The organism is Streptomyces sp. NBC_01317 (genome assembly GCF_035961655.1).
Lineage (GTDB): Bacteria > Actinomycetota > Actinomycetes > Streptomycetales > Streptomycetaceae > Streptomyces.
In genome coordinates this window covers 5,549,902-5,570,748 of the sequence record NZ_CP108393.1, presented here as the reverse complement: position 1 = coordinate 5,570,748, position 20,847 = coordinate 5,549,902, and the positions used below count along the sequence as shown (strand labels likewise).

Here is a 20,847-nt window from a genome sequence, read left to right as displayed (position 1 = left end):
AAGAATCCGCTGACGCCTGTGGATTACCCGCCAGTTGTGGAAAAGTCCATCACCCCGTCACCCGTGACGCCCCACCTGCCGCCCCCTTACCCCCCTCACCGCGCCAGCGGCACCACCCCCGACACCGTGACGTACTGCTCCCGCACCTCCCGGTACCGCATCAGCTCCGCCGAGACGGGGTCGAGCACCTTCGCCCGCCCGCACCCGGCCGCCGCCTCCCGCAGCCGCCGCTCCGCGTCCTGCCCGTACCGCCGCGCGGGCCCCCGCGCCGCCGCCCCGCAGGCCCACTCCACGAACGGCCCGCCGATGATCCCCGCGAGCATCACCAGCACCGGCGGCAACAGCCCCGGTTCCAGGACGCCGACGATCTGTCCCATCAGCCAGAGCGCGCCGAAGATCTGGAGCAGCGTCATGGAGGCCTGGGCGAGGACGGCGGCCGGCCACCACGCCGGACGCGGCGGACGGCCCGTCGGCGCCCCCACCGTCACCGCCAGCTCGTCCAGCGCCTCCGGCAGCCCCTCCGCGCCCCGTACGGCCGCCTCACGCACCGCGTGCGCCCAGGGCGCGGGCAGACCGGCGGACGCCTCCTCCGACACCGTACGGACCGCCTGTTCGACCCGCTGGCGGGCCGTCAGCTCCTCCTCCACCAGCACCTCGGACGACGTGACCTCACCCCCGGGCACGCGCTTGCGCTCGTACCACCGGTACAGCCGCAGCCACGGCGTGCCGCAGGCACGACCCGCGTTCCTGCGCCACTCGCGCTCCGCCGTCTCACCGGCGGCCACCGCGCCGACGGCCCAGGCCAGCCGGTCCGCGAACTGCTCGCGCGAGCGCTCGCCGAGACCGGGGTGCCCGTCGGCGACGTACGCCGAGCGCATCCGTACGGAAGCGGCGTCGACGTCGGCGGAGAGGCGGCGCGCGGCGGCGTTCCGTTCCTGTACGAACCGGCCCAGCAGCTCGCGCAGTTCGCCCACACCCTGCCCGGTGAGCGCGGAGAGCGCGAGGACGGTGGCGCCCGGTTCGCCGTGCTCGCCCAGGGCCATACCGTCCTCGTCGAGCAGCCGGCGCAGGTCGTCGAGCACCTGGTGGGAGGCGTCGCCGGGCAGCCGGTCGATCTGGTTGAGCACGACGAACGTGACCTCGGCGTGGCCCGCGAGCGGGCGCAGATAGCGCTCGTGGAGCGCGGCGTCCGCGTACTTCTCGGGATCGACCACCCAGATCACGGCGTCCACGAGCCCCAGCACCCGGTCCACCTGGTCGCGGTGGCGGGTGACGGCCGAGTCGTGGTCGGGGAGGTCCACCAGGACGAGCCCGTGCAGTTCCTCGTCGCCGTCCCCGCCCGCCAGCGGCCTGCGGCGCAGCCGTCCTGGGATGGCGAGCCGGTCGAGCAGCCCCGCCGCGCCGTCCGACCACGTGCAGGCGATCGGGGCGGAGGTGGTGGGGCGGCGCAGCCCGGTCTCCGAGATCGGCACCTCGGCGAGGGCGTTGAACAGCGTCGACTTGCCGCTGCCGGTCGCTCCCGCGATGGCGACGACGGTGTGGCGCGAGGACAGCCGCTGCCGGGCCGACGCCTCGTCGAGGACGCGGCCCGCCTCGGCGAGGATGGAACCTTCGAGACGGGTACGGGAGAGGCCGACCAACTCGCCCAGGGCGTCGAGCCGGACCCGCAGGGCGCCGCCGTAGGGCCCGCCGATGGGCGTGTGGGTCTCACCACCCGCCCCGAGCGCGCCGGAGGCGCCGTGAGGGCCGTCAGGGCCGCCGGAACGGCCGGTCCCGTCGAGACCGTCCGGGCCGCCGGATCCGTCGGTCAGCCCGAGGGCACGTAGGTCACGCAGGTCGCGCACGTCGGCCTGTCCGTCCGTCAGACCGTCCGTGAAGCCGTCCGTAAGACCGTCCAGCCCGGAGCGCCCGCCCGCCCGCCCCCTGGCGCCATGCTCTCCGGCCCGGCGGGCGATCAGCCCGTCGTCCCAGCGCCCGGCGCCCTTCCCTGTACCGCCCGCCCGGTCCGCCCTGTCCCCGCCCCCGGCATCGGCGTCCGTCGTCACGTCCGCGGCGGCGTTCACATCAGTCACGTCGGTCACCTTTCCTCCTGCTTTCCTTCTGGAGTACGGACAGCGCGGCGATCAGTTCCGCCTGGGGCTCCGGAGTCACCTCAAGGGCGTCGAGGGGCGCGAGCCGCCGGTCGCGCTCCCCGTGCAGGACACGGTCGATGTACGTCGTCACCAGCTCGGCGCCCCGGTCGCGCAGCCGCAGCGCGGCCTGCGCCCCGACGCTCTCGGCGAGGCGCTCGCCCGCGACCCGGGCGCGACGCCCTCCTAGGAGGGCGGTCGCGAGCAGGGCGGCGACGGCTTCGGGTTCGGGCGCGGCGCTGCGTTCCAGCTGCCGTACCTCGTCCTCCGCCAGCTCCTCCAGGACGCGCCGCCAGCGCCGTACGGCCATCCCGATCCGCTCCGTCACCTCGCCGTCCGCGCCCGACACGTCGACGGCCCCGGCGGCCGGCTCGCGCCGCCAGGCCTCCTCCACCCGTTCGTCGGCGGCGGCGACGGCGCACTGGAGGAGCGCGCCGAGGCTCTCCACGAGCGAGTCGAGCAGTTCCCGCGACGAACTGTCCCTCGGATAGCCCCGCCAGCGGGTGCGCGCGTCCCCGGCCAGGACGGCGCCGCGCTGAAGCTGACGGCGCACCCGCTCGCCTTCTGCGGTGTACGCGTCCTCCACCGCGGCCATGAGCCGTACGGACGCCGCGTACTGCGCGGCCACCGCGCCCGCCAGCTCCGGCATCCGTACGTCCAGCGAGTCGATGACCCCCGACGCGGTCCGTACGACGGCCTGCTGACGGGCCGCCGGATCCTGCACCCGGTGCGCGAGCCAGGCGAGCAGCGGGGCGACGGCGGTGGTGGGCAGGAGTCCGCTGCCGCCGCCGGCCGACTCGGGCAGCTCGGGAATCGTGAAGCGGGGTACGTCCCCGAGCCCGGCCCTGGTCAGGAGGGCCCCGTACTGCCGCGACACCTCCTCGACCAGTTGGTGCGGGACACGGTCGAGGACGGTCACGAGCGAGGCGTCGTACTCCTTGGCCGTACGCAGCAGATGCCACGGCACGGCGTCGGCGTAGCGGCTGGCGGTGGTCACCATGACCCATACGTCGGCGGCGCAGATCAACTCGGCGGCCAGCACCCGGTTCTCCACCACGAGCGAGTCGATGTCGGGCGCGTCGAGGAGCGCGAGGCCACGGGGCAGGGTGGCGGCGGTGTCGATACGGAGGGAGTCGGCGCCGGCGCGCTCGCGGCCGGCGGCTCTCCCGCCCCGGCCGGTGCGGCCGAAGGGCCGGGGGCGTGCGCCGGCGGGGCCGAAGGTACGGCCGGCGCCGGTGCCGACGCCGGTGCCGGCATCTGAGCCGTCGCCCTGCCCGACCCCGAGCCCAACGCCCTGTCCGGCGTCTCGCCCGACCGATGTCCCGTCCCGTCTCCCGTCCCCGCCGTCTCCCTCCCCCTCGTCCCCGTCCTCCCCCTCGGGCAGCCAGATCCGGGTCAGGTGCGGCAGGATCCGCATGCCCGCGAACCAGTGGTGGTCGTCCGGATGGCACACCAGGACGGGGGTACGCGTGGTGGGCCGCAGCACCCCCGCCTCACTGACGCGCCGCCCCACAAGGGAGTTGACGAGGGTGGACTTGCCGGCGCCGGTCGACCCGCCGACGACGGCGAGCACCGGGGCGTCGGGCTCCCGGAGCCGGGGCAGAAGGTAGTCGTCGAGCTGCGCGAGCAGCTCGGCCCGGGTCTGCCGGGCCCGCGGCGCCCCGGGAAGAGGCAGTGGAAGACGCACCGCCGCGACACGGTCGCGCAGCGCGGAGAGTGCGTCGATCAGCTGGGGGCGTACATCCAAGGTCACCACATGCGAAGAATGCCCGCTTTTAGCGGCTTTTTGAAGCGTATAGACATCTCTGCGCGCCGATCAGACACTCGGGACAGACGGGATGAGTGGGACACAGGCATAACGAGTGCACAACACCCGTGGCGCGAGAGCGAAAAAGCGGTGCGGGAATCGCACCTGCCTGCGATTATCGGTTCGCTTCACTGAACCTCCACATCGTGCCACGCACGTGAAGCAACCGGGTCAGGGGGATCGGAGCCCTATCCTTGTCCCGGCAAGGTCACGGAACCACCCGCCGGGGGCTCCGGGACAACCGAGGCCGCTCGTCCGGCCCCCGTAGCTCAGTGGATAGAGCAGGTGCCTTCTAAGCACTTGGCCGCAGGTTCGAGTCCTGCCGGGGGCACATTTCTACGCGCGAAGCGCAGCTCTCCCCAAGGGAGGGCCTTTCCGCAGGTCAGAGCAACCGTAGCGGGCCCTGCGTAAGACCCACATCAGCGCTGGGCCGACCCCGGCCCGGCACCCCCGGCGCCACAGGACCGGGGCGGCCCGGCCCACAAGAGAACCTGTTCGGCAGCATTCGGCGGTCAGGGGCGCTGTAGTTATGTCGTCCGGTATACATGCTGTGGTACGGAGCGGATCCCGCCCCTCCCCGAGACGGCAGGAACCCGCCTACGACGCCGCCCGGATGCCGGCGGTGAGGTTTCGCGCGCGGTCGGCCAGCACGACGCGTACCGCGTCGAACGGCTGCGGGCTGCGCAGCGCGCGCGAGGTGACCATGGCGCCTTCCACCCCCGCCACCACGGCGTGAGCCAGCTCCCGCGCGTCGGCGTTTCCCACGCCGTGGACGATCAGCTGGAAGGCCATGCCGTCGACCATGGCCGAGAACGACCGGCGCGTGGCGTCCTGGAGCCCCTCGGACTCCTCGCTCGCCTCGATCACCAGCGGCGCGATGGCGCAGCCGCGCTGATAGCCGCTGCCCACCATGCCTTCACGGGCCAGGTCGAAGTAGGTACGGACGAGGTCCTCGGCCGATGACGACGAGGCCGCCGCCCGGTTGATGATCTCCACCTGCTCCTGGGCGTGGCTGGCGGCCGCCTCGGCCGCCATCTGCCCCTTGCCTTCGGGGAAGTGGTAGTAGACCGATCCCCGGGGTGCCGCGCTCCGCTCCACCACGTCGGACAGTGCCGTGCCGTGGTAGCCCCGCTCGCGGATGAGCTGCCGTGCGGCCTCGACCATCCGCTGCCTGCTGTCCGACTTCCTACCCATGTCCCCGAGTCTATCCGATCCGGCGACTTGCTATCTATACCGAGCGACATAGTATGGATTTTGGAGGCAGCGGACAGTGGACCTCGGACCGCAGGCGCAGACCGCAGACCGCAGACCGCAGACCGCGCAGCGGCATCGCGCCGATCCGGGGCCGGAAGGGATCGTCATGCCATTCGTGAACATCGACCTGCTCCGGGGGAAGTCTCCCGAGTACCTGACAGCCGTGTCCGACGCCGTGCACGAGGCGCTGGTCGAAGGGCTCGGAATGTTTCCCGAGGACCGATTCCAGGTCATCCACCAACTCGCGCCCGGAGAACTGGTCTTCAGCCGGGACTTCCGTGGCGGACCCCGTTCCGACGCGGGAAGCGCGGGAAGCGCTGGACCGGGATGCCGCGTGACAGCTTCCTGCTGAAAATGCCGGCGACGACACAGCAGTCGATGAACATCGAGACGCGCGGGCATGCGACGTCACCGACGGTAACTTCGTCTCGGCGAAGATCTACGCCGACACCGCCCGCGATGCGAAGACGGCGGGCTGAGCACTTCTCTTCCCGTTCTCCGGCGAAACAAAAGCGGTCGGCCGGTACGAAACGGCCTACGCCGCCACCACACCACCCACCCAGTCAGGAGACCGACATGACCTCCGTACTCATCACCGGCGCTTCCAAGGGCATCGGCCGGGCCATCGCCGTCGAACTCGCCGCCCGCGGCCACCGCGTCGTCGCCACCGCCCGCCGGCCCGAAGACCTGGACGACCTCCCCGTCGACCAACGCCTGCGCCTCGACGTCACCGATCAGAAGAGTGTCGACGAGGCCATCCGCGACGCCGGGGAGATCGACGTACTCGTCAGCAACGCCGGCGCGACGATCCGCGCCTCCCTGGAGAACGTGCCTCTCTCCAAGGTCGAAGACCTCTTCCAGCTCAACACCTTCGGCCCCCTGCGGGTCGCCCAGGGTGTGCTGCCCGCGATGCGCGAACGCGGCGCGGGGCGGCTCATCTTCGTCTCCAGCATCCAGGGCCGGCTCGTCGTACCGATCATCGGCCCGTACGCCGCCAGCAAGTGGGCCATGGAGGCGTTCGCCGAGACCATCGCCGTCGAGGCGGGGCACTTCGGGATCAAGGTGACCATCCTCCAGCCGAGCACCGTCTCCTCCGGCGGGGCCGAGCGCGCGAAGTCCTACTTCACGGACAACGACCCGTACACGCCGCTGTTCAAGCAGTTCGCCCCGCTGCGCGGCACCTCCATCTTCGAGCCCGTCACCCCCGAGGAGGTGGCCGTCGCGCTCGCCGACACGCTCGAACAGCCCGATCCCCCGCTGCGCCTCCCGATCGGCGAGCCCGCCAAGGTCGCCCTGGAGGCCCGCAAAGCAGCCCCCGAGGACGCCCCCTTCGTACCGCTTCCGCTCGACTGGTAGCCGGATCAGCAGGTGACCGGGTCAGCCACCAAACGGATCAGCCGGCAGCCGGATCAGCCCGAGTGCGGCGGACTCACCGGGTGCGGGACGACGTGCAGTTGGGCCGGCCCGTTGAGGGAGAGCGACGGGACGGGGGACGGAAGCCGGCCAGGGTGGGCGAGCGCCAGGAGAGGAAGGCGCTCGAACAGGGTGGTCAGAGCCACATGGGTCTCCATCCGGGCCAGGTGGGCCCCCAGGCAGAAGTGGGGGCCGTGGCCGAAGGCGAGGTGCTCCTTGCGCCTCCGCGCGGGGTCGAACACATCAGGGCTGTCGGGGTGCAGCTCGGGGTCACGCCCGGCAGCCGCGAAGGCGATGATGACAGGCTCGCCCCGGCGGATGACGACCCCTTCGCCGAGATCGATGTCCTCGATGGCGTAACGCATCGGGTGATGCATGATCGGGCCGTTGTGACGCAGCGTCTCCTCGATGACGTCGTCCCAGCCGACGTCGCCCGCGCGGAGCCGGCCGAGGTGTCCGGGCGCGGCCAGCAGGGCGTGCACGGCGCTGGTGATGAGGTTGACGGCCGTCTCGTACCCCGCTGCGAGCATGAGGAAGAGGTGGTCGAGCAGTTCCCTGTCGGTCAGCAACGCCTCCCCATCCGCAGAGGGGGACGCGGACGGGAACGGCGTGAGGAGATCGTTGGTGAAGTCGGAACCGGGGTGTGCCTTCTTGTACTCCAGCAACTCCGCCAGCCGGGCGTCGAGTTCGGCCAGCCTGGCCCGGCCCTGTTCGGCCGTTGCCGTGGTGTCCATCAGCGCGTCGATGGAGGCGCCGAGATCCTCCCTGAGGACGTCGGGGACACCGAACAGATCGCAGATGACCGTCATGGTCAGCGGAAGGGCGAGCGCGCGCCGGATGTCGGTACTCCGGCCGGGCGGCAGCGCGTCGATCGCGTCGACCAGGCGGTCCGCCGTCGTCTGGATCCGCGGGCGCATCGCCTCCACCCGCCGGGGCGAGAAGGACGGGGCCATACGGCGGCGTAACCCGCGGTGCTCCTCGCCGTAGGCGTTCAGGAAGTTCCGCATGAGGGCCGAGACCGCCAGGGGCCAGCCTTCGGGGACCTCGGCGAGACCCGGCCAGTGGCGGTACGGATCACGGGAGACGCGCGGGTCCCCCGTCAGTCTCTGGATGACACTGTGCCGGGTGACGGACCAGGCGCGCACACCTCCCGGCAGCTCCACCGGCGTCGCGGGGCCCTTGGCACGCAGTACGGCCGCGTCCGCGTGGGCGGCACGCGCGGTGGGGTCCAGCACGGGACACCCGGAATCGGACAGTGCGGTCATACCGTGCTCCTCCGTGCCGCCGTGCTGCCGGGGCGCACAGCACGACCGTCGGTTGTGTACACGGTTGTGTACGCGGCTGTGTGCGCGGCACTCCCCGGACCGCCGGCCTCGGCAGAGCCGAATCCCTCTGTTCTCTTCTACGCTCCGGCGCTCACCCTGACAACGGCGCACTTCGCGTCACCGGCGGCGCGAAACCGGCGCGGTGACGCGAAGCCCGCGTGGTTCAGCCGATGCGGGCCACTCCCGCGTACAGGCCGCAGTCCTCGTCCTCAGGGGCCGGGGTGTCCTTGAACCACTCCGTCGCCGTCACCACGCCCGGGGGAACCAGGTCGAGGCCGTCGAAGAAGCGGGACACGCCGTCACGGGTACGGAATCCGAGGGTGATGCCGCCCTTCGCGTACTCCGCCGTCACCCGCGACGACAGCTCGGGGAAGAGGTCGGACGCGGCGTGCGACAGCACCAGGTAGCTGCCGGCGGGCAGGGCGCCCACGAGCGTGTCCGTGATGCCGTACGGGTCCTGGTCCTCGGGGATGAAGTGCAGGAGCGCGATCAGCGACAGGGCGATGGGCCGGCTGAAGTCCAGGAGCGTACGGGCGTGTTCGAGGATCACCTCGGGCTCGCGCACATCCGCCTGGATGTAGTCGGTGACGCCCTCCGGGGAGCTGATGAGCAGGGCCTCGGCATGCCGCAGCACGATGGGGTCGTTGTCCGTGTAGACGATCCGCGCCTTGGGATTGATCTCCTGGACGATCTGGTGGAGGTTCGGCTCCGTCGGGATGCCCGTACCGATGTCCAGGAACTGGTCGACACCGTTCCGCGCCAGCCAGGCCGAGGCCCGCTGCATGAACGCGCGGTTCTGCCGGGCGGCGGCCTTCGCCTCCGGGGGAAGCTTCTCGCCCACCTCCTGGTCGACCTGGTAGTTGTCCTTGCCGCCGAGGAGGAAGTCGTAGACGCGCGCCGGGTGCGGCTTGCTGGTGTCGACCTGAGGCTTGGGCGTACTCGCCGTCATGAGGCGCTCCTATGCGGACGTGATCGTGGACCTTGATCGGGGACAACACATGCAACACATGATCGTGGACAAGAAGGTGACGTGTACCTGCACCCGGTGCGATGGTAGTCGCGGTGCCGGAGCGGGCGCGGGCAGGCCCCATGCGCGTAGACCCTCTGCGTACGGAACGCTCGCCGGCGTTCTTTCTCTCCCGCCCCCTCTCCCCTCTCCCACCCCTTTCTCTCCCGCCTGCTTCGTTTTCCGTCCGGCTACACTCGGACGCCCCGGGGGCTTGACCAGGACCGACGCCCCAGTACCACTGGAGCGTTCGTTCATGGCCATGCGTCGCGTGCTGGGGAAGCGCATCGTGGAGATCGACAGTGACGCCTACGGTGAGCTTCTCGCCCGCTACGAGGGTGTGGTCCTGGATGTCGGTACGGGCGACGGGAAGCACCCGTTCCATCTGGCCCGGCAGCGGCCCGACCAGCTGGTCATCGGGCTGGACGCCGCCAAGGACAACCTCCGTAAGACAGCGGCGAAGGCGGCCGCGAACCCCGCCAAGGGCGGGCTGGCCAACCTGCTCTACCTCTGGGCGCCCGCCGAGCAGCTGCCGGCCGGGCTGCGGGGCGTCACGGAACTGCACATGCTGATGCCCTGGGGCAGCCTGCTGCGCGGCATGCTCGGCTCCGATCCCTCGATGCTGCGGGGGCTCGCGGCGGTCTGCGAGCCGGACGCGCGGTTCCTGACCACGCTGAACCTGCACGCGTGGCGCCCGCCCGTACCGGAAGTGGGCGACCACCCGGAACCGACCCCCGAGTCGGCGGTCAAGGGCCTCGGCCCGCTCCTGGCGGCGGCCGGGTGGCGGCTGGACGAGGCGAAGTACCTGGACGCCGAGGAGATCGCCTCGCTCGCCACGTCGTGGACCCGTCGGCTGAACTCGACACGGGCGCAGCTCGACGTCCTCGCCCTGACCGGGATCATCAACCCGTCAAGCGAGGACGGGGGGAAAGCGCCGGCTCCGGCGCCCGGTGCCTGAACCGCTCAGCGGGAGGTGTCTTCCTTCGGCTGCCGCTGAGCCTTCGCCGCCTCGAGCACGAACTCGTACGCCCGCTTCCTCGACCACGTCGGCAGCGCCGCCAGTGCCTGCGCCAGCGTCTTCGAGGAGACCGACTGCGCTGCCAGCGCTCTGACCAGGGCCGACAGGTCGACGTCGGAGTCCTCGGCCCCCTCGGGGACCTCCTCCGCCGGGTCCACGCAGCACAGCACGTCGCCACCGCCGGTGAGCCGGGTCGCGGCCTCCGCCACCGGCCCCCACCAGGGGCGTTCCGCCGCCGCGGAAGTCGCGGCGGTCACCGCCACGGTCCGGACGCCCAGTGTCCGCCCCGCCTCGTCCAGGAGCTTCGGCAGTTCGGCGGCCGGGACCCTGAAGACCACCCGCGACAGGCGGTGCGCACCCAGCAGCCTGCCGATCTGCCGCCTGCGCTCGTGGGGGGCGAGAAGGACCGGGACGGGGTACGGCGACAGCGCCGCGACCGCCAACTCCGCCGGGAGCCCGATGACTTCCACCGCCGGGCGGTCCCGCGCCGCGAGCAGCTTGCCGACCGGGGCGCTCCGGGTGTCCTCGGTCGACACGGCCAGGACCCGCCCTCCCTCCGCGATCGCCGACGGGACCGAGTCCCAGGGATCCGCGTCCGCCCCCAGTACGGTGATGACCTGGCCGGCCCCGGCGTCCTCCGCGATCACCGTGTCCGCCGCCGCGATCTCCGCCGCGAGGCGGTCGTCCCGCTCGTCGCCGGCGCGGTAGAGGACAAGCCGGGCCTCGGCGGCCTCGGTGTCCCGCTCGACGACGATCGTGATCTCGGCGTCCGGGTCGGTGAGCGCGTGCAGCAGGTCGCGGGGCAGGTCGGAGGAGGCGTGGTCGGCGTCGGTGGCCAGGGTGTTCGGCAGGCGCTCGGAGCTGAGCCGTACCACCGCGCCCGAACCGGGCCGCCAGGCGGAATTGGCCAGCGCCCGGACGGTGAAGGTGTGATCACCGACGGTCAGGGTGATCCGCAGCGGACCGGCCAGCCGTGCGGGGGCGGGGCCGTCGAGCGTGGCGCCGACGCCGATCACGCAGGTCGCGCGGCCGGTGATCTCGGAGCTGGTGGTGAATTCGAGGGTCTTGGTGTGGGTGGCGCGGATGTCCCGGTGCCCCCGGCACCGCAACCGCATCAGCTCGGCCGACATCACGCACCCGCTTTCCCTGTGTTGTCTTTGTGCTGTCCCTGTGTTGCCCCTGGGGGACTCCGGGTACAGGGGCGATCATCGCAGCAGGTCGATCGAGTGGCGAATTCCGCGCGGCATAGAGTGCGTACGTGCCGTCGTACAGCATTGGCCAGGCAGCGGGACTGCTCGGCGTGAGTTCGGAGACCGTCCGCCGCTGGGCCGGCGGGGGTCAGCTGCTCATGGAGCGGGACGGTTCGGGGAACCGCGTGATCGACGGGGTCAGCCTCGCCGGCTTCGCGAAGGACCGGGCCGTGGGGCTGCATCCGGTGGCCGACGAGGTGTCCACCTCGGTGCGCAATTCCTTCGCCGGGATCGTGACCGGGGTGGTGCTGGACGACGTGGTGGCCCAGGTGGAGGTCCAGTCGGGGCCGCACCGGCTGGTGTCGCTGGTGACCCGCGAGGCCGTCGAGGAGCTGGGGATCGAGGTCGGGGTGACCGTCACGGCCCGGGTGAAGTCGACGAACGTGCACGTCGACCGTCCCTGAGGGCTGTCCCGCAATCGCCACCGGGGATTGCGGGACAGGCCTCAGGTCGACGGCGGCTTCTTTGATGTGCCTTGATGTGCCTTCTTCAGGATTTCATCGACCGTGCTCTTCGGGTCCTGGCCGAAGAAGGGACGGTCGAAGAGCCAGTTGTACAGCATTTCCCGCGCGATCTGTGGCTGGTAGGCCGGCACTTCGTGCCCGGAGTCGGGGATGGCCACCTGTGTCACGTTCTTCCCGGGGGAATCGCCTGTCTTTTCTGTCGTGAGACTACGGACAAACCCTTTCGGGTTGCCCTGCGCCTGCTTCCAGATCAGCCGGGGAGAGGCGTGCCATGCGTCGTGCGGCGTGACGAGCGTGTCCAGGATCTCCTCGGTGCTCTGGTATCCGCAGGCGGTGTCGAAGTTCCCTGTGTAGAGCAGGACCTTGTAGCCCTTTTCCATGATGTCGCCGTACTTCTTCGAGGCATCCGTCATGTTGTCGGCCTTCAGGGCCATGGCCACCGGACCGGAGTTGTCCGCGAACTGCCAGAGCACGCCGGAATCATGGATATTCAGGGCTTCCCTGACGCCCTTGCTGTCCATGTAGGGTTTCAACGCTCCCGCGGACAGGTCGTCCCAGCGGCGTACGTCATAGACGTCGAAGTTGCCCCCGTAGGCCAGTACCGCGTCCACCAGCGCATTGCCGAGGTCGGTGGCCTGCTCCAGCGTCTTGACGTCCTGGGTTTTCTCTCCGTCCTCAAGGACGTTCTTGAAATTGGTGTAGTACGGTGCTCGGCGATCTCCAGAGCGATCGCCGGCACGTACTTTCCCGCGTAGCTCTCCCCGCAGACGTACAGGGGGCAGCGCTTGTATTCCGGGTACGTCGCGTAGAACGCTTGCAGGCCCTCGCGGAACATGGCGCTGAGGACGTCCTCGTCCTGGACGTACGTCTTCGGTGTTTCGCAGTAGCTGTACCCCGTGCCGACGGGCTGGTCCCAGTAGAGGACGTGCGCTTCCTGGTTCCAGCTGTCGGGGCTCACCGAAATGGTCCCGGCCGCGTCGTCCGCGATGCGCAGGGGGCCGTTCTCCAGGAAGAGTCCCGCCGAGGAGGAAGCGCCGGGGCCGCCGTTGAGCCAGATCAGCAGGGGCGTCTCGTCGATCAGCTGCTTCTGCTCGGCGGGCTCCAGATGGGGGTCGCAGGTCTGGCTTTCGAAGAACCAGTAGAACAGGTGGCTCTTCGCCGCGTCCGGGCCGTTGACGTCCGCGTAACCGGCATAGGAGCGGACCGTCTTCGGAGTGCCGTCCTCCCCCTTGTCCGGCTTCTGGGGTTTGGGGTAGAAGCCGATCCGCCGCGCCCCGCCCTACCTCTCCCCACCCGTCCACCCCTGTCGGCGCAGCACCGCCGCCACGTCCGGCGCCCGGTAGTGGTCCCCCTTGAGCACCTTGCCGTCGGCGCGCAGGACCGGGCGCCCTTCCGGGCCCAGCTTGGTCATGTTGGCCCGGTGGATCTCCGCGATCACCGCGTCGAGATCGATGCCGTGGACCAGCGCGGTGCCGTACGCGACATAGACGACGTCGGCCAGTTCGTGGGCGAGGTGGTCCAGGGCCCCCTCACGGGACGCCTCCGCGACCTCGCCGACCTCCTCGTCCAGCAACTCCTGCCGGTGTGCGGCGAGTTGCTCGGGGATCTCGGCCGGAGTCGTACGGGCGTCGAGGCCGAAGGCCCGGTGGAATTCGCGGACCAGAGCGGCGGGGGAAGGAAGCACGGCTGGATGATATCCGGCGCGGAGGGCCACCCGTGCGAGTATGTTTAGTGGCGGAACTTAATGGCCGGGCAGCAGAGCCGAGCAGGCTGGTGGTGAAGAACGAGCCTGTCGGCGGCGGAGAAGAGGAGCACCATGGACCAGGAGCTGTGGACCGACGTGGACCGCTACTTCGGCGATCATCTGGTGGGGAACGACGCCGTCCTCGACGCGGCACTCGCGGACAGTACGGCCGCCGGGCTGCCGGCCATCCATGTGGCGCCCGTACAAGGGAAGTTGCTGCATCTGCTGGCCCGGATGCACAGAGCTCGGACGATCCTGGAGATCGGCACGCTCGGCGGGTACAGCACGATCTGGCTCGCCCGCGCGCTGCCCCCCGGCGGGCGGCTGATCACGCTGGAGGCCGACCCGGTCCACGCCGACGTGGCCCGCGCCAACCTCGCACGCGCGGGGCTGGCCGGTACGGTCGAGGTGATCACCGGCCCCGCGCTGGAGACGCTGCCCCGGCTGGCGGAGGCCGGACACGGGCCGTTCGACCTGGTCTTCATCGACGCCGACAAGCCCAGCAACCCGGCGTACCTGACCTGGGCCCTGACGCTCTCCCGGCCCGGCAGCGTCATCATCACGGACAACGTCGTGCGCGCCGGTGAGGTGATCGACCCGGACAGCACCGACCCCCGGGTGCGGGGGGTACGGCGCTTCACCGAACTCGTCGCCGCCGAACCCCGGTTGAGCGCGACCGCACTCCAGACGGTGGGCAGCAAGGGGTACGACGGGTTCGCCCTGGCCCTCGTCACGGCGGGCGCCCCCTCGGCTCCGGAGGCCCGTGACACCCCTGACACGCCTGAGGCCCCTTCCCGCCGGACCGGCACCCTGCGCGAGACCTTGCGCGGACTCGACGTGTTCGCCGGTGAACTCCCCGCCTTCCACCCGCACACGGCCCCCTCGGATCCCGAACAGCTCTTCGTGGACTGGCTCTTCGAGGCGGTGGACGCGGGTGTGCGCGAGCCGCACGCGATGACCCTCTCGACCGTCGATCCGGAAGGGAACCCGGCGGCACGGGTGTTGATCCTCAAGAACGTGGACGCGGACGGCTGGCAGTTCGCCGTGCACGCCGGCAGCCCCAAGGGCCGGGACCTGGCCGCCCACGGCCGGGCCGCGCTCACCTTCTACTGGCCCCAACTGGCCCGGCAGGTACGGGTACGGGGCCCGGTGGCCGCCGAGCCGCCCGAGCGGAGCGCCGCCGACTTCCTCGCCCGCTCCCCCGAGGCCCGGGCGGAAGCGCTGCTCGGCCTCCAGAGCGGCCCGTTGACGGATCTCGCGGCCCGCGACGCGGCGACCGGAGCATCCCTGGAACGCGTGGAGCGGGAGCCGGGACTGGTGACGCCGGAGTGGACGCTGTACTCCCTGCACGCGGAAGAGGTCGAGTTCTGGCAGGGAGACCGGCAGCGCAACCACACCCGTCTCCAGTACACCCGACGGGGAGAAGGAGAAGGAGAAGGGGACGGCTGGGCGAAGCAGCTGCTGTGGCCGTGAGGTGAGGCCGGCTCCCAGGAAGCCGCCTCCTCAGCCGAGTTCGAGAGTGGTGACGGCGAAGAGTCCGGCCAGATCCACGTCCGGGTCAGGACCGGTGTACATCCGCGCCGCCTCGAACGACGGGCTCAGCCCCAGCCGTTCCATCAACTCGACGGACGGCGCGTTGATGTCCGGGACATCGATCGCCACCGGCGCGCCCGGGGAGGTCGCCGACAACCCGCCCACCAGCGCTGCGGCGACCTCCTGCGACGAGGCGTAGAGCGGGCCGACACGGGAGGCGCCATGGCAGGCGCGCACGACGGCGAAGCCGGCCAGTTCACCGTCCCGGATCGCGACCAGCGCGGTCCGGTCGGGCAGACCCACCCAGGAAGCGAGGAAGCCGGGCCGGGGAGCGGGGAAGAACCGCCGGTCGTACGCGGCGAGTTGGCCGAACGGTACGGTACGGGCGTCCCGCAGCGTGATCCCGTCCGCCCGCTCACCCCCACTGCCCCCGCTCGACGGCACCCCTTCGTACCGGATGTTGTTCCAGGCCCGGCGGAAGCCGGACGCACGGTAGTTGTCCTGCTGGTCGAGCACCCCGTCGAGCCCGACGTTCCGCCCGGCCAGGCGCGCCATGCCCGCGCGCCACACCTGGATTCCGTACCCCTGCCCCCGTACGGAGGGCCGGGCGATGTAGAACCCGATGAAGCCGAAGTCCGTCCCGTAGCGCACGGCGGAGATCGAGGCCACCGGCTCACCGTCCAGCCGCCCGAAGAGGAATCCGTCCGGATCCGTGGGGAAGAACGCCTGCCCGTCGGAGTCCCCCGGATTCCATCCCTCGTCGGCCGACCACGCGACGAGCGCCCTGATGTCGTCGGCGCTCGCACCGGCGATCTCGAACTGTCCCACCCTGCACCTCCAGGTACATTTCGCCCCAAAGTACAGCAGGTGCGGGGTCCCGCGCCCCAGAATCCGTACCCCGGGACCCCACACCGCAGGACCCTTCGCGGGCGCTACGAGCCGTACACGCTGAAGCCCGACAACTGTCCGGCCGGCCACCCCGTGTTCGCGGTGAACTGGAGCCGAACGTAACGGGCGTTGGCGGCCGTCGCGAGCGTCACCGTCGTGGTGTTGCCGGAGGCGGGGTCGAAGGTGCGGCCCGCCGCCGCCGAAAGGGTGGTGAAATCCGAGCCGTTGGTGGATCCCAGCACGGCCACGGTCTGCGTACGGCTCCCCCACGCCGGGTTCGGCGGCAGCGAGAGCACCACACGCTTGACCGTCGACGCGGCCCCCAGGTCGACCTGGATCCACTGCGGGAAGGCGTTGTTGGCGCTCTCCCAGTAGCTCGAAGTGTTCCCGTCGACGGCGTTGCCCGCGCCGTAGTTCTGCGTGACGCTGCTGGCCGAGGCGGGCCTGTTCAGCGCCAGGTCGCCGGTCGGCTGCGTCGGCCCGCCGCCGCCGGGGAACGGCACGGTGGGCCGTACCGCCGTCAGCGCCAGCTGCCCCTTCAGCATGCGCCCGCCATCGGCGGTGAGGCGCAGGTAGTAGTCGGCGGAGCAGGCCGTGCCGTCCTCGTTCAGCGCCCGGATCCCGGACCCGGCCGGTACCTCGGCGCTCGTCTCCGTGGTCTTCGCGATCTGGTTGCCCTCGTTGAACTCGTCGAACATCGAGATGTAGAAGCCCTGCACCCCCACCCGGCAGAGGTTGTAGAACTGACGCCACATCAACTCGCCGTGCGCGCGGTGCCCCGACTGGAGGTCGCCGGGGATGACGCAGGGCTGGTAGTCGATGCCATGCGCGTCGCAGTCCGCCTGGTCGGGGGTGTTGAGGTCCCGGTAGAACTGGTCGGCCTGGCTGACGTTGGTGATCCGCCCGACCATCCAGGGCGAGATCATGTCGAACGAGTGGTACACGTCGAGGAAGCCGGGCCGTGAGTCGTTGATGCCGTTGCGCCAGTGCGTGGGCACGCCGCCGATCACGTAACACCCCTGCGCCTTGAACCAGTCGACGACGTCCTTGCAGGGCGCGGGCGCGAACGGCCGCCCCGGGTCGCTGAATCCGAAGCCCCAGATGCAGACGACGGGCTTGCCGTTCTGCACGGCGTACGCGCTCGACGCGGTGTACGCCTTCATCTTGTTCGTCCAGTCCTGCTTGATCTCCGACTGCATGTTCGTCCAGTCGGTGACGTCGTACATGATGTAGAACTTCCGGCCGTACGCCTCCGCCGACTGCCGTACCTTCTGGGCCATTCCGTCCCGCGTCGGGCCCTCACCCCCGAACGGGTTGAAGCGCTGGAGCGCCGCCGTGTCGCAGCCGTTCTCCCGCATCCACCGGAAGTGGGTGTCGACCGTCTGCTGGTCCCAGGACGAGAACAGCGTGGCGCGCTGGCCGTTGCCGAGGTTCGGGTACGCGGTCGCGTAACCGCGGGTGTACTCCCGCATGTCGGGCCACGACACGAGGGTGGTGTTGCTGGGCGACGGCGGCTGGCCCGCGTTCCGGCTGTAGTGCCACCAGCTGTTGATGGGCGCCCCGTCGCCGATGCAGGCGAACCAGCCCTGGTAGCCCACCGTCACCTTGCCGACCACGTCTCCCGGCGGGGAGGCCGTGGGGGCGGCCGCAGCCTGCGTGAGGGTGCCCGGCAGACCGCCGAAGCCGGCGGTGGCGGTCCCGGCGAGTGCGGACACGATGACGGAGCGTCTGGAGATGGCCATGGGGGATTCCTCGCTGTCGGCTCTGCGTACCGGTCGGGGGGGGCGAGCGGCGGCCCGCGTCCCGGCGGGCCCCCGCTCGCCGACAACATATGGACATGACAACGCACGGACAAGATGAGTGCATGCAAATTCTGTACTGACGCTCACAAACTCCTGATCATTCAACGGGAAATATCAACGAAATGAGAGGGTACGGACCGGCGCGGGCGGGCGCCGCGCACGCCCCGTTCACGCCTGGGAGACGACCCGCCCACGTCCCACGCGCACGCGATCCGGCCAATCTGTTCCGCGGCCCCGGGCGCCGTGGCCGGGTCCGTACCGTCGGGCGGACGCCGCCGCGCAATCCCCCGATAGAGTGCCCACCCACCTCACGGGTGGTTCGAACGCATCATCCCGGCCGCGCGCGCCCACGCCGCACGGGTCCCCGACTCGGCTCGAACATTTGTTCTATGATTCCCCCGGCGTCCCCCGTTACAGCCCCTTGATCAGGGCCGTTGTCCGGGCGCCGGCTCATCACCCCGCGCCCTTCCGGAGGAATCATGCGACCTGTCCCTGCCCCCGCCTGCCCTGTCACCGGACATCCCGCGTTCGAGAACGGCGGTACGGCGCCCCTCGCCGAGCCACGCCGGGTTGACGCTCCCGCCCGCCGCGCGGCGCCGGCGGCCCTGGCATCTCGACCCTCACCGAGGAGGGGTGCATGAGCCACACCAAGACACTTCCGCCGCCCCTGCGGGCGTGGGCGGAACGCTCCGTCGGCCCCCTCGGAGCCGTACACGACGCGTCGCACCCCCGCGCGGACTCGCGGGTGTGGGACATCGCCGACGCCCAGGGCCGGCGCTTCTTCGTCAAGCAGTCGCCGACCCCGAAGTTCTACGAGCGCGAGACGTTCGGGTACCAGTCGGCCGTGCCCGCGCTCGGCTTCGGCGGGGCGCCCCGGCTCGTGGCCAGCGACGCCCGCAATCTGGCGCTGCTCCTGACCGCCGTACCGGGCACCCCGCTCTCCCTGCTCACCCTCACCGCCACCGCGCACCGGTCGGCACACCGGCAGTTCGGGGCCCTCCTGCGGCGGCTGCACGGCAGCGACAGGATGCCGGGCGCGGGCCGCAGGGCGGCGGAGGAGGCGGCGGAGCACGCGGCGACCACGGGGGTCGAGAAGCATCTCGTACGGGCCGGGGCCCTGCTGACCGACCACCGGAGGGCGCTCGTACGGCGCGCGGCCGAGCATCTCCTCCAGCTGACGGACCGGCTCGTACCGGCCCACATCCACGGCGACGCGCAGGAGCGGAACGCCCTGTGGACGGGGGCAGGGGCAGGTACCGGGGCGGGGTCGGGCCGGCTGGCCGTGATCGACTTCGAGCGGTCCCGGTACGCGCCCGCCGTACAGGACTTCGTACGGCTGGCCTGCGGGCCCTGGCAGGACCGCCCCGACCTGCGTGACGCGTTTTTCCACGGGTACGGACGCACCCTCACCGACGCCGAACGCCAGGCGCTGACGTGTCTGGCCGCGCTCGACGCGGTGAGCGGTCTGGCGTACGGGCCGGCGCACGGCGATCACGAGGTGACCGAGCGGGGAACGCGCACGCTGGAGCGGCTGGAGCGGGGGCTTTTCGTATGAGTGATCAGGAAGTATTCGCGGTCGAGACGCGTGTGGTCGAGACGGTCGGCGGACCTCTCGACCCCGTCGACCCGGGCCGGCTCCTCCCCCGCCTCGCCGCCGAGATCCCTCCGGGCGGGCGGCTGGAGCTGACCGTACGGACCGGGGATCTCACCCAGGAGTTGTGGGAGGACCTCCTGGTCGAGGCCGGCTTCATCGTCGACGAGATCGTCCCGGTCAGCGTCCTGGACCGGGGAACTCCGGTTCTCTGCCGACTGATCCGCGCACGCCGGCGCCTCGCGCCCCCGCGCCCGCGCGTCACCAGCCGGCCGCGCGCCGCGGCGCCGCCCCGGGCGCACGCCATGATCGGTGTCGGCGTGATCGTGCGGAACCGGTCCGGCCGTATCCTCCTCGGCCTGCACCACGGCGGGACGTGGGAGCTGCCGGGCGGCAGGCTGGAGCCCGGCGAGGCCGTCGCCACCGCCGCCGTACGCGAACTGCGCGAGGAGACCGGACTCCGCGCCCGGGAACAGGACGTGACCGTGTTCGCGATGCTCCACGACGAGACCGCGGGCCTCACGCGCGTCACCATGGCGGCCGTCGTCACCGCGTACGAGGGTGTCCCCTTCGCGGCGGAGCCGGAGTTGATCGCCGAGTGGCGGTGGGTGCGGACGGACGAGCTGCCCAGCCCGCTCTTCGTACCGTCCGCACAGATCCTCACCACCTGGCGGCCGGAACTCGACGTGGACCACCCACCGGTCCACCGCCTGGCCCTCGCCCTCGCCGGCGAGCGCGGCGGAGAGCCAGGACAAGGCACCCGGCCGCGCAGAGCCGTCCAGCGGGATCAGGGCTTGCGGGCCAACCCCGCGTAGAGGGAGACCGCACCGTCGGTGGTGCCCTCCGGAAGCTCGCCCTCCGGACGCCAGCGGTGCGGGACCTCCACCCCCGGCTCGACCAGGTCGAGGCCGTCGAAGAAACGCAGGATCTCGTCGCGCGAGCGCACCTGGCCGGGGATTCCGCTGCCGTGGTAGACGCCGAGGATCTTCACCCACATCTCCGGATCGAAGTCCGGGGTGCAGTGGGAGAGGCCGAGGTAGCTGCCGGAGGGCAGCGCGTCGAGCAGGAACCGTACGGAGTCGTACGGCCGTTCGTCGTCGGGGACGAAGTGCAGCAGCGCGTTGAGCGACAGCGCGACCGGGCGGGTCAGGTCGAGCGTGTCGCGCAGCCGCGGCGACTCGATGATGCTCCGCGGATCCCGGAAGTCGGCGTGCACGAAGGCGGTACGGCCCTCGGGGGTGCTGTGCATCAGGGCCTCGGCGTGCCGCAGCACGACCGGGTCGTTGTCGACGTAGACGACGCGCGCGTCCGGGGCGGTCTCCTGGGCGACCTGATGGAGGTTGGGGCTGGTGGGGATGCCCGTACCGATGTCCAGGAACTGCCGGACGCCCGCCTCCCCCGCCAGCCAGCGGGTCGCCCGGTGCATGAACCGCCGGTTGGTCGCGGCGGCCGTCCTGGCGCCGGGGGCGATCGCTTCCACCCGCGCCGCGGCCTTCCGGTCGACCTCGTAGTAGTCCTTGCCCCGGAGGAAGTAGTCGTACATGCGCGCGGCATGCGGGCGTGTGGTGTCGAGGTCGTCGAAGGTGTCGACCGGGGGCGGGTCGGGGTCCGTCATGCGATCCA

General features: G+C 71.1%; 19 protein-coding genes, 1 tRNA gene and 1 pseudogene. 9 read left to right on the top strand and 12 right to left on the bottom strand.

Annotated elements, in window-relative coordinates; translation table 11 throughout:
- Positions 1-95: 95 nt before the first annotated feature.
- Together OG349_RS24230 and OG349_RS24225 are read right to left on the bottom strand one after the other, a co-directional pair.
- Positions 96-2,072: a GTPase gene (locus OG349_RS24230; protein ID WP_327236601.1), complete on the bottom strand. Its 1,977-nt coding sequence runs from the start codon at positions 2,070-2,072 to the stop codon at positions 96-98.
- Positions 2,065-3,876: an ATP-binding protein gene (locus OG349_RS24225; protein WP_327238698.1), complete on the bottom strand. Its 1,812-nt coding sequence runs from the start codon at positions 3,874-3,876 to the stop codon at positions 2,065-2,067. The genes OG349_RS24230 and OG349_RS24225 overlap by 8 nt, the downstream gene beginning before the upstream one ends.
- A gap of 318 nt (positions 3,877-4,194) precedes the next feature.
- On the opposite strand from OG349_RS24225, the gene OG349_RS24220 reads away from it, so the two are divergent.
- A tRNA-Arg gene (locus OG349_RS24220) sits at positions 4,195-4,267 on the top strand.
- A 266-nt stretch (positions 4,268-4,533) separates the two neighbouring features.
- Here the strand turns inward: OG349_RS24220 and OG349_RS24215 are convergent.
- The gene (locus OG349_RS24215) at positions 4,534-5,130 is read right to left on the bottom strand and encodes a TetR/AcrR family transcriptional regulator (protein ID WP_327236600.1); all 597 of its coding nucleotides are present in this window, start codon (positions 5,128-5,130) and stop codon (positions 4,534-4,536) included.
- A gap of 76 nt (positions 5,131-5,206) precedes the next feature.
- Between OG349_RS24215 and OG349_RS24210 the strand changes: the two genes are divergently transcribed.
- Both OG349_RS24210 and OG349_RS24205 read left to right on the top strand, forming a co-directional pair.
- Positions 5,207-5,542, top strand: a complete 336-nt coding sequence (locus OG349_RS24210) for a tautomerase family protein (RefSeq protein ID WP_327236599.1) — start codon at positions 5,207-5,209, stop codon at positions 5,540-5,542.
- A 224-nt stretch (positions 5,543-5,766) separates the two neighbouring features.
- The gene (locus tag OG349_RS24205) at positions 5,767-6,546 is read left to right on the top strand and encodes an SDR family oxidoreductase (RefSeq protein ID WP_327236598.1); all 780 of its coding nucleotides are present in this window, start codon (positions 5,767-5,769) and stop codon (positions 6,544-6,546) included.
- Positions 6,547-6,599: 53 nt separating this feature from the next.
- Here OG349_RS24205 and OG349_RS24200 read toward each other — a convergent pair whose 3' ends face one another.
- Both OG349_RS24200 and OG349_RS24195 read right to left on the bottom strand, forming a co-directional pair.
- Complete coding sequence (locus OG349_RS24200; RefSeq protein WP_327236597.1) at positions 6,600-7,868, bottom strand: cytochrome P450 family protein; 1,269 nt, start codon at positions 7,866-7,868, stop codon at positions 6,600-6,602.
- A 223-nt stretch (positions 7,869-8,091) separates the two neighbouring features.
- Positions 8,092-8,877 carry an SAM-dependent methyltransferase gene (locus tag OG349_RS24195; RefSeq protein ID WP_327236596.1) on the bottom strand — a complete coding sequence of 262 codons (786 nt, stop codon included), beginning with the start codon at positions 8,875-8,877 and terminating at the stop codon, positions 8,092-8,094.
- A 313-nt stretch (positions 8,878-9,190) separates the two neighbouring features.
- Here OG349_RS24195 and kamB point away from each other — a divergent pair, with 313 nt between their 5' ends.
- On the top strand, positions 9,191-9,892 hold the full coding sequence (gene kamB, locus OG349_RS24190; protein WP_327236595.1) for a 16S rRNA (adenine(1408)-N(1))-methyltransferase KamB: 702 nt from the start codon (positions 9,191-9,193) through the stop codon (positions 9,890-9,892).
- Between the two features lie 5 nt (positions 9,893-9,897).
- Here kamB and OG349_RS24185 read toward each other — a convergent pair whose 3' ends face one another.
- Positions 9,898-11,082 (bottom strand): DUF371 domain-containing protein, encoded by a 1,185-nt coding sequence (locus OG349_RS24185; RefSeq protein ID WP_327236594.1) that lies wholly within the window; start codon positions 11,080-11,082, stop codon positions 9,898-9,900.
- 128 nt (positions 11,083-11,210) lie between these two features.
- Between OG349_RS24185 and OG349_RS24180 the strand changes: the two genes are divergently transcribed.
- Complete coding sequence (locus OG349_RS24180; RefSeq protein WP_327236593.1) at positions 11,211-11,606, top strand: TOBE domain-containing protein; 396 nt, start codon at positions 11,211-11,213, stop codon at positions 11,604-11,606.
- 41 nt (positions 11,607-11,647) lie between these two features.
- Here OG349_RS24180 and OG349_RS24175 read toward each other — a convergent pair whose 3' ends face one another.
- The 3 genes from OG349_RS24175 to OG349_RS24170 are packed head-to-tail and all read right to left on the bottom strand — an operon-like array spanning position 11,648 to position 13,350.
- Positions 11,648-12,277 carry a S10 family serine carboxypeptidase-like protein gene (locus OG349_RS24175; RefSeq protein ID WP_327236592.1) on the bottom strand — a complete coding sequence of 210 codons (630 nt, stop codon included), beginning with the start codon at positions 12,275-12,277 and terminating at the stop codon, positions 11,648-11,650.
- Entirely contained in the window at positions 12,196-12,930 is a 735-nt protein-coding gene (locus OG349_RS34885) for a S10 family serine carboxypeptidase-like protein (RefSeq protein WP_442806413.1), read from the bottom strand. The genes OG349_RS24175 and OG349_RS34885 overlap by 82 nt, the downstream gene beginning before the upstream one ends.
- Before the next feature lie 15 nt (positions 12,931-12,945).
- Positions 12,946-13,350, bottom strand: coding sequence for a MazG nucleotide pyrophosphohydrolase domain-containing protein (locus tag OG349_RS24170; RefSeq protein ID WP_327236591.1), 405 nt, complete (start codon positions 13,348-13,350; stop codon positions 12,946-12,948).
- A gap of 132 nt (positions 13,351-13,482) precedes the next feature.
- Between OG349_RS24170 and OG349_RS24165 the strand changes: the two are divergent.
- Both OG349_RS24165 and OG349_RS24160 read left to right on the top strand, forming a co-directional pair.
- Positions 13,483-14,145: pseudogene (locus OG349_RS24165) on the top strand (O-methyltransferase); the annotation flags it as partial.
- 102 nt (positions 14,146-14,247) lie between these two features.
- On the top strand, positions 14,248-14,883 hold the full coding sequence (locus OG349_RS24160) for a pyridoxine/pyridoxamine 5'-phosphate oxidase (RefSeq protein ID WP_327238697.1): 636 nt from the start codon (positions 14,248-14,250) through the stop codon (positions 14,881-14,883).
- Between the two features lie 30 nt (positions 14,884-14,913).
- Here OG349_RS24160 and OG349_RS24155 read toward each other — a convergent pair whose 3' ends face one another.
- Positions 14,914-15,771 (bottom strand): GNAT family N-acetyltransferase, encoded by an 858-nt coding sequence (locus OG349_RS24155; RefSeq protein WP_327236590.1) that lies wholly within the window; start codon positions 15,769-15,771, stop codon positions 14,914-14,916.
- Between the two features lie 104 nt (positions 15,772-15,875).
- A complete protein-coding gene (locus OG349_RS24150) occupies positions 15,876-17,573 on the bottom strand; it encodes a discoidin domain-containing protein (RefSeq protein WP_327236589.1) in 1,698 nt (565 codons plus the stop codon).
- 697 nt (positions 17,574-18,270) lie between these two features.
- On the opposite strand from OG349_RS24150, the gene OG349_RS24145 reads away from it, so the two are divergent.
- Together OG349_RS24145 and OG349_RS24140 are read left to right on the top strand one after the other, a co-directional pair.
- Positions 18,271-19,188, top strand: a complete 918-nt coding sequence (locus OG349_RS24145; RefSeq protein ID WP_327236588.1) for an aminoglycoside phosphotransferase family protein — start codon at positions 18,271-18,273, stop codon at positions 19,186-19,188.
- Positions 19,185-20,039, top strand: coding sequence for a nucleotide triphosphate diphosphatase NUDT15 (locus OG349_RS24140; protein WP_327236587.1), 855 nt, complete (start codon positions 19,185-19,187; stop codon positions 20,037-20,039). Before OG349_RS24145 ends, OG349_RS24140 begins: the two co-directional genes overlap by 4 nt.
- Here OG349_RS24140 and OG349_RS24135 read toward each other — a convergent pair.
- Positions 20,012-20,839 carry an SAM-dependent methyltransferase gene (locus tag OG349_RS24135; protein ID WP_327236586.1) on the bottom strand — a complete coding sequence of 276 codons (828 nt, stop codon included), beginning with the start codon at positions 20,837-20,839 and terminating at the stop codon, positions 20,012-20,014. The genes OG349_RS24140 and OG349_RS24135 overlap by 28 nt on opposite strands.
- Between the last annotated feature and the right edge of the window lie 8 nt (positions 20,840-20,847).

What these genes read in the sequence shown, in the direction of transcription:
- OG349_RS24215 (WP_327236600.1), bottom strand. Translation starts at nt 5,130, where the DNA reads ATGGGTAGGAAGTCGGACAGCAGGCAGCGGATGGTCGAGGCCGCACGG.
- OG349_RS24205 (WP_327236598.1), top strand. Translation starts at nt 5,767, where the DNA reads ATGACCTCCGTACTCATCACCGGCGCTTCCAAGGGCATCGGCCGGGCC.
- OG349_RS24200 (WP_327236597.1), bottom strand. Translation starts at nt 7,868, where the DNA reads ATGACCGCACTGTCCGATTCCGGGTGTCCCGTGCTGGACCCCACCGCG.
- OG349_RS24195 (WP_327236596.1), bottom strand. Translation starts at nt 8,877, where the DNA reads ATGACGGCGAGTACGCCCAAGCCTCAGGTCGACACCAGCAAGCCGCAC.
- kamB (WP_327236595.1), top strand. Translation starts at nt 9,191, where the DNA reads ATGGCCATGCGTCGCGTGCTGGGGAAGCGCATCGTGGAGATCGACAGT.
- OG349_RS24185 (WP_327236594.1), bottom strand. Translation starts at nt 11,082, where the DNA reads ATGTCGGCCGAGCTGATGCGGTTGCGGTGCCGGGGGCACCGGGACATC.
- OG349_RS24150 (WP_327236589.1), bottom strand. Translation starts at nt 17,573, where the DNA reads ATGGCCATCTCCAGACGCTCCGTCATCGTGTCCGCACTCGCCGGGACC.
- OG349_RS24145 (WP_327236588.1), top strand. Translation starts at nt 18,271, where the DNA reads ATGAGCCACACCAAGACACTTCCGCCGCCCCTGCGGGCGTGGGCGGAA.
- OG349_RS24140 (WP_327236587.1), top strand. Translation starts at nt 19,185, where the DNA reads ATGAGTGATCAGGAAGTATTCGCGGTCGAGACGCGTGTGGTCGAGACG.
- OG349_RS24135 (WP_327236586.1), bottom strand. Translation starts at nt 20,839, where the DNA reads ATGACGGACCCCGACCCGCCCCCGGTCGACACCTTCGACGACCTCGAC.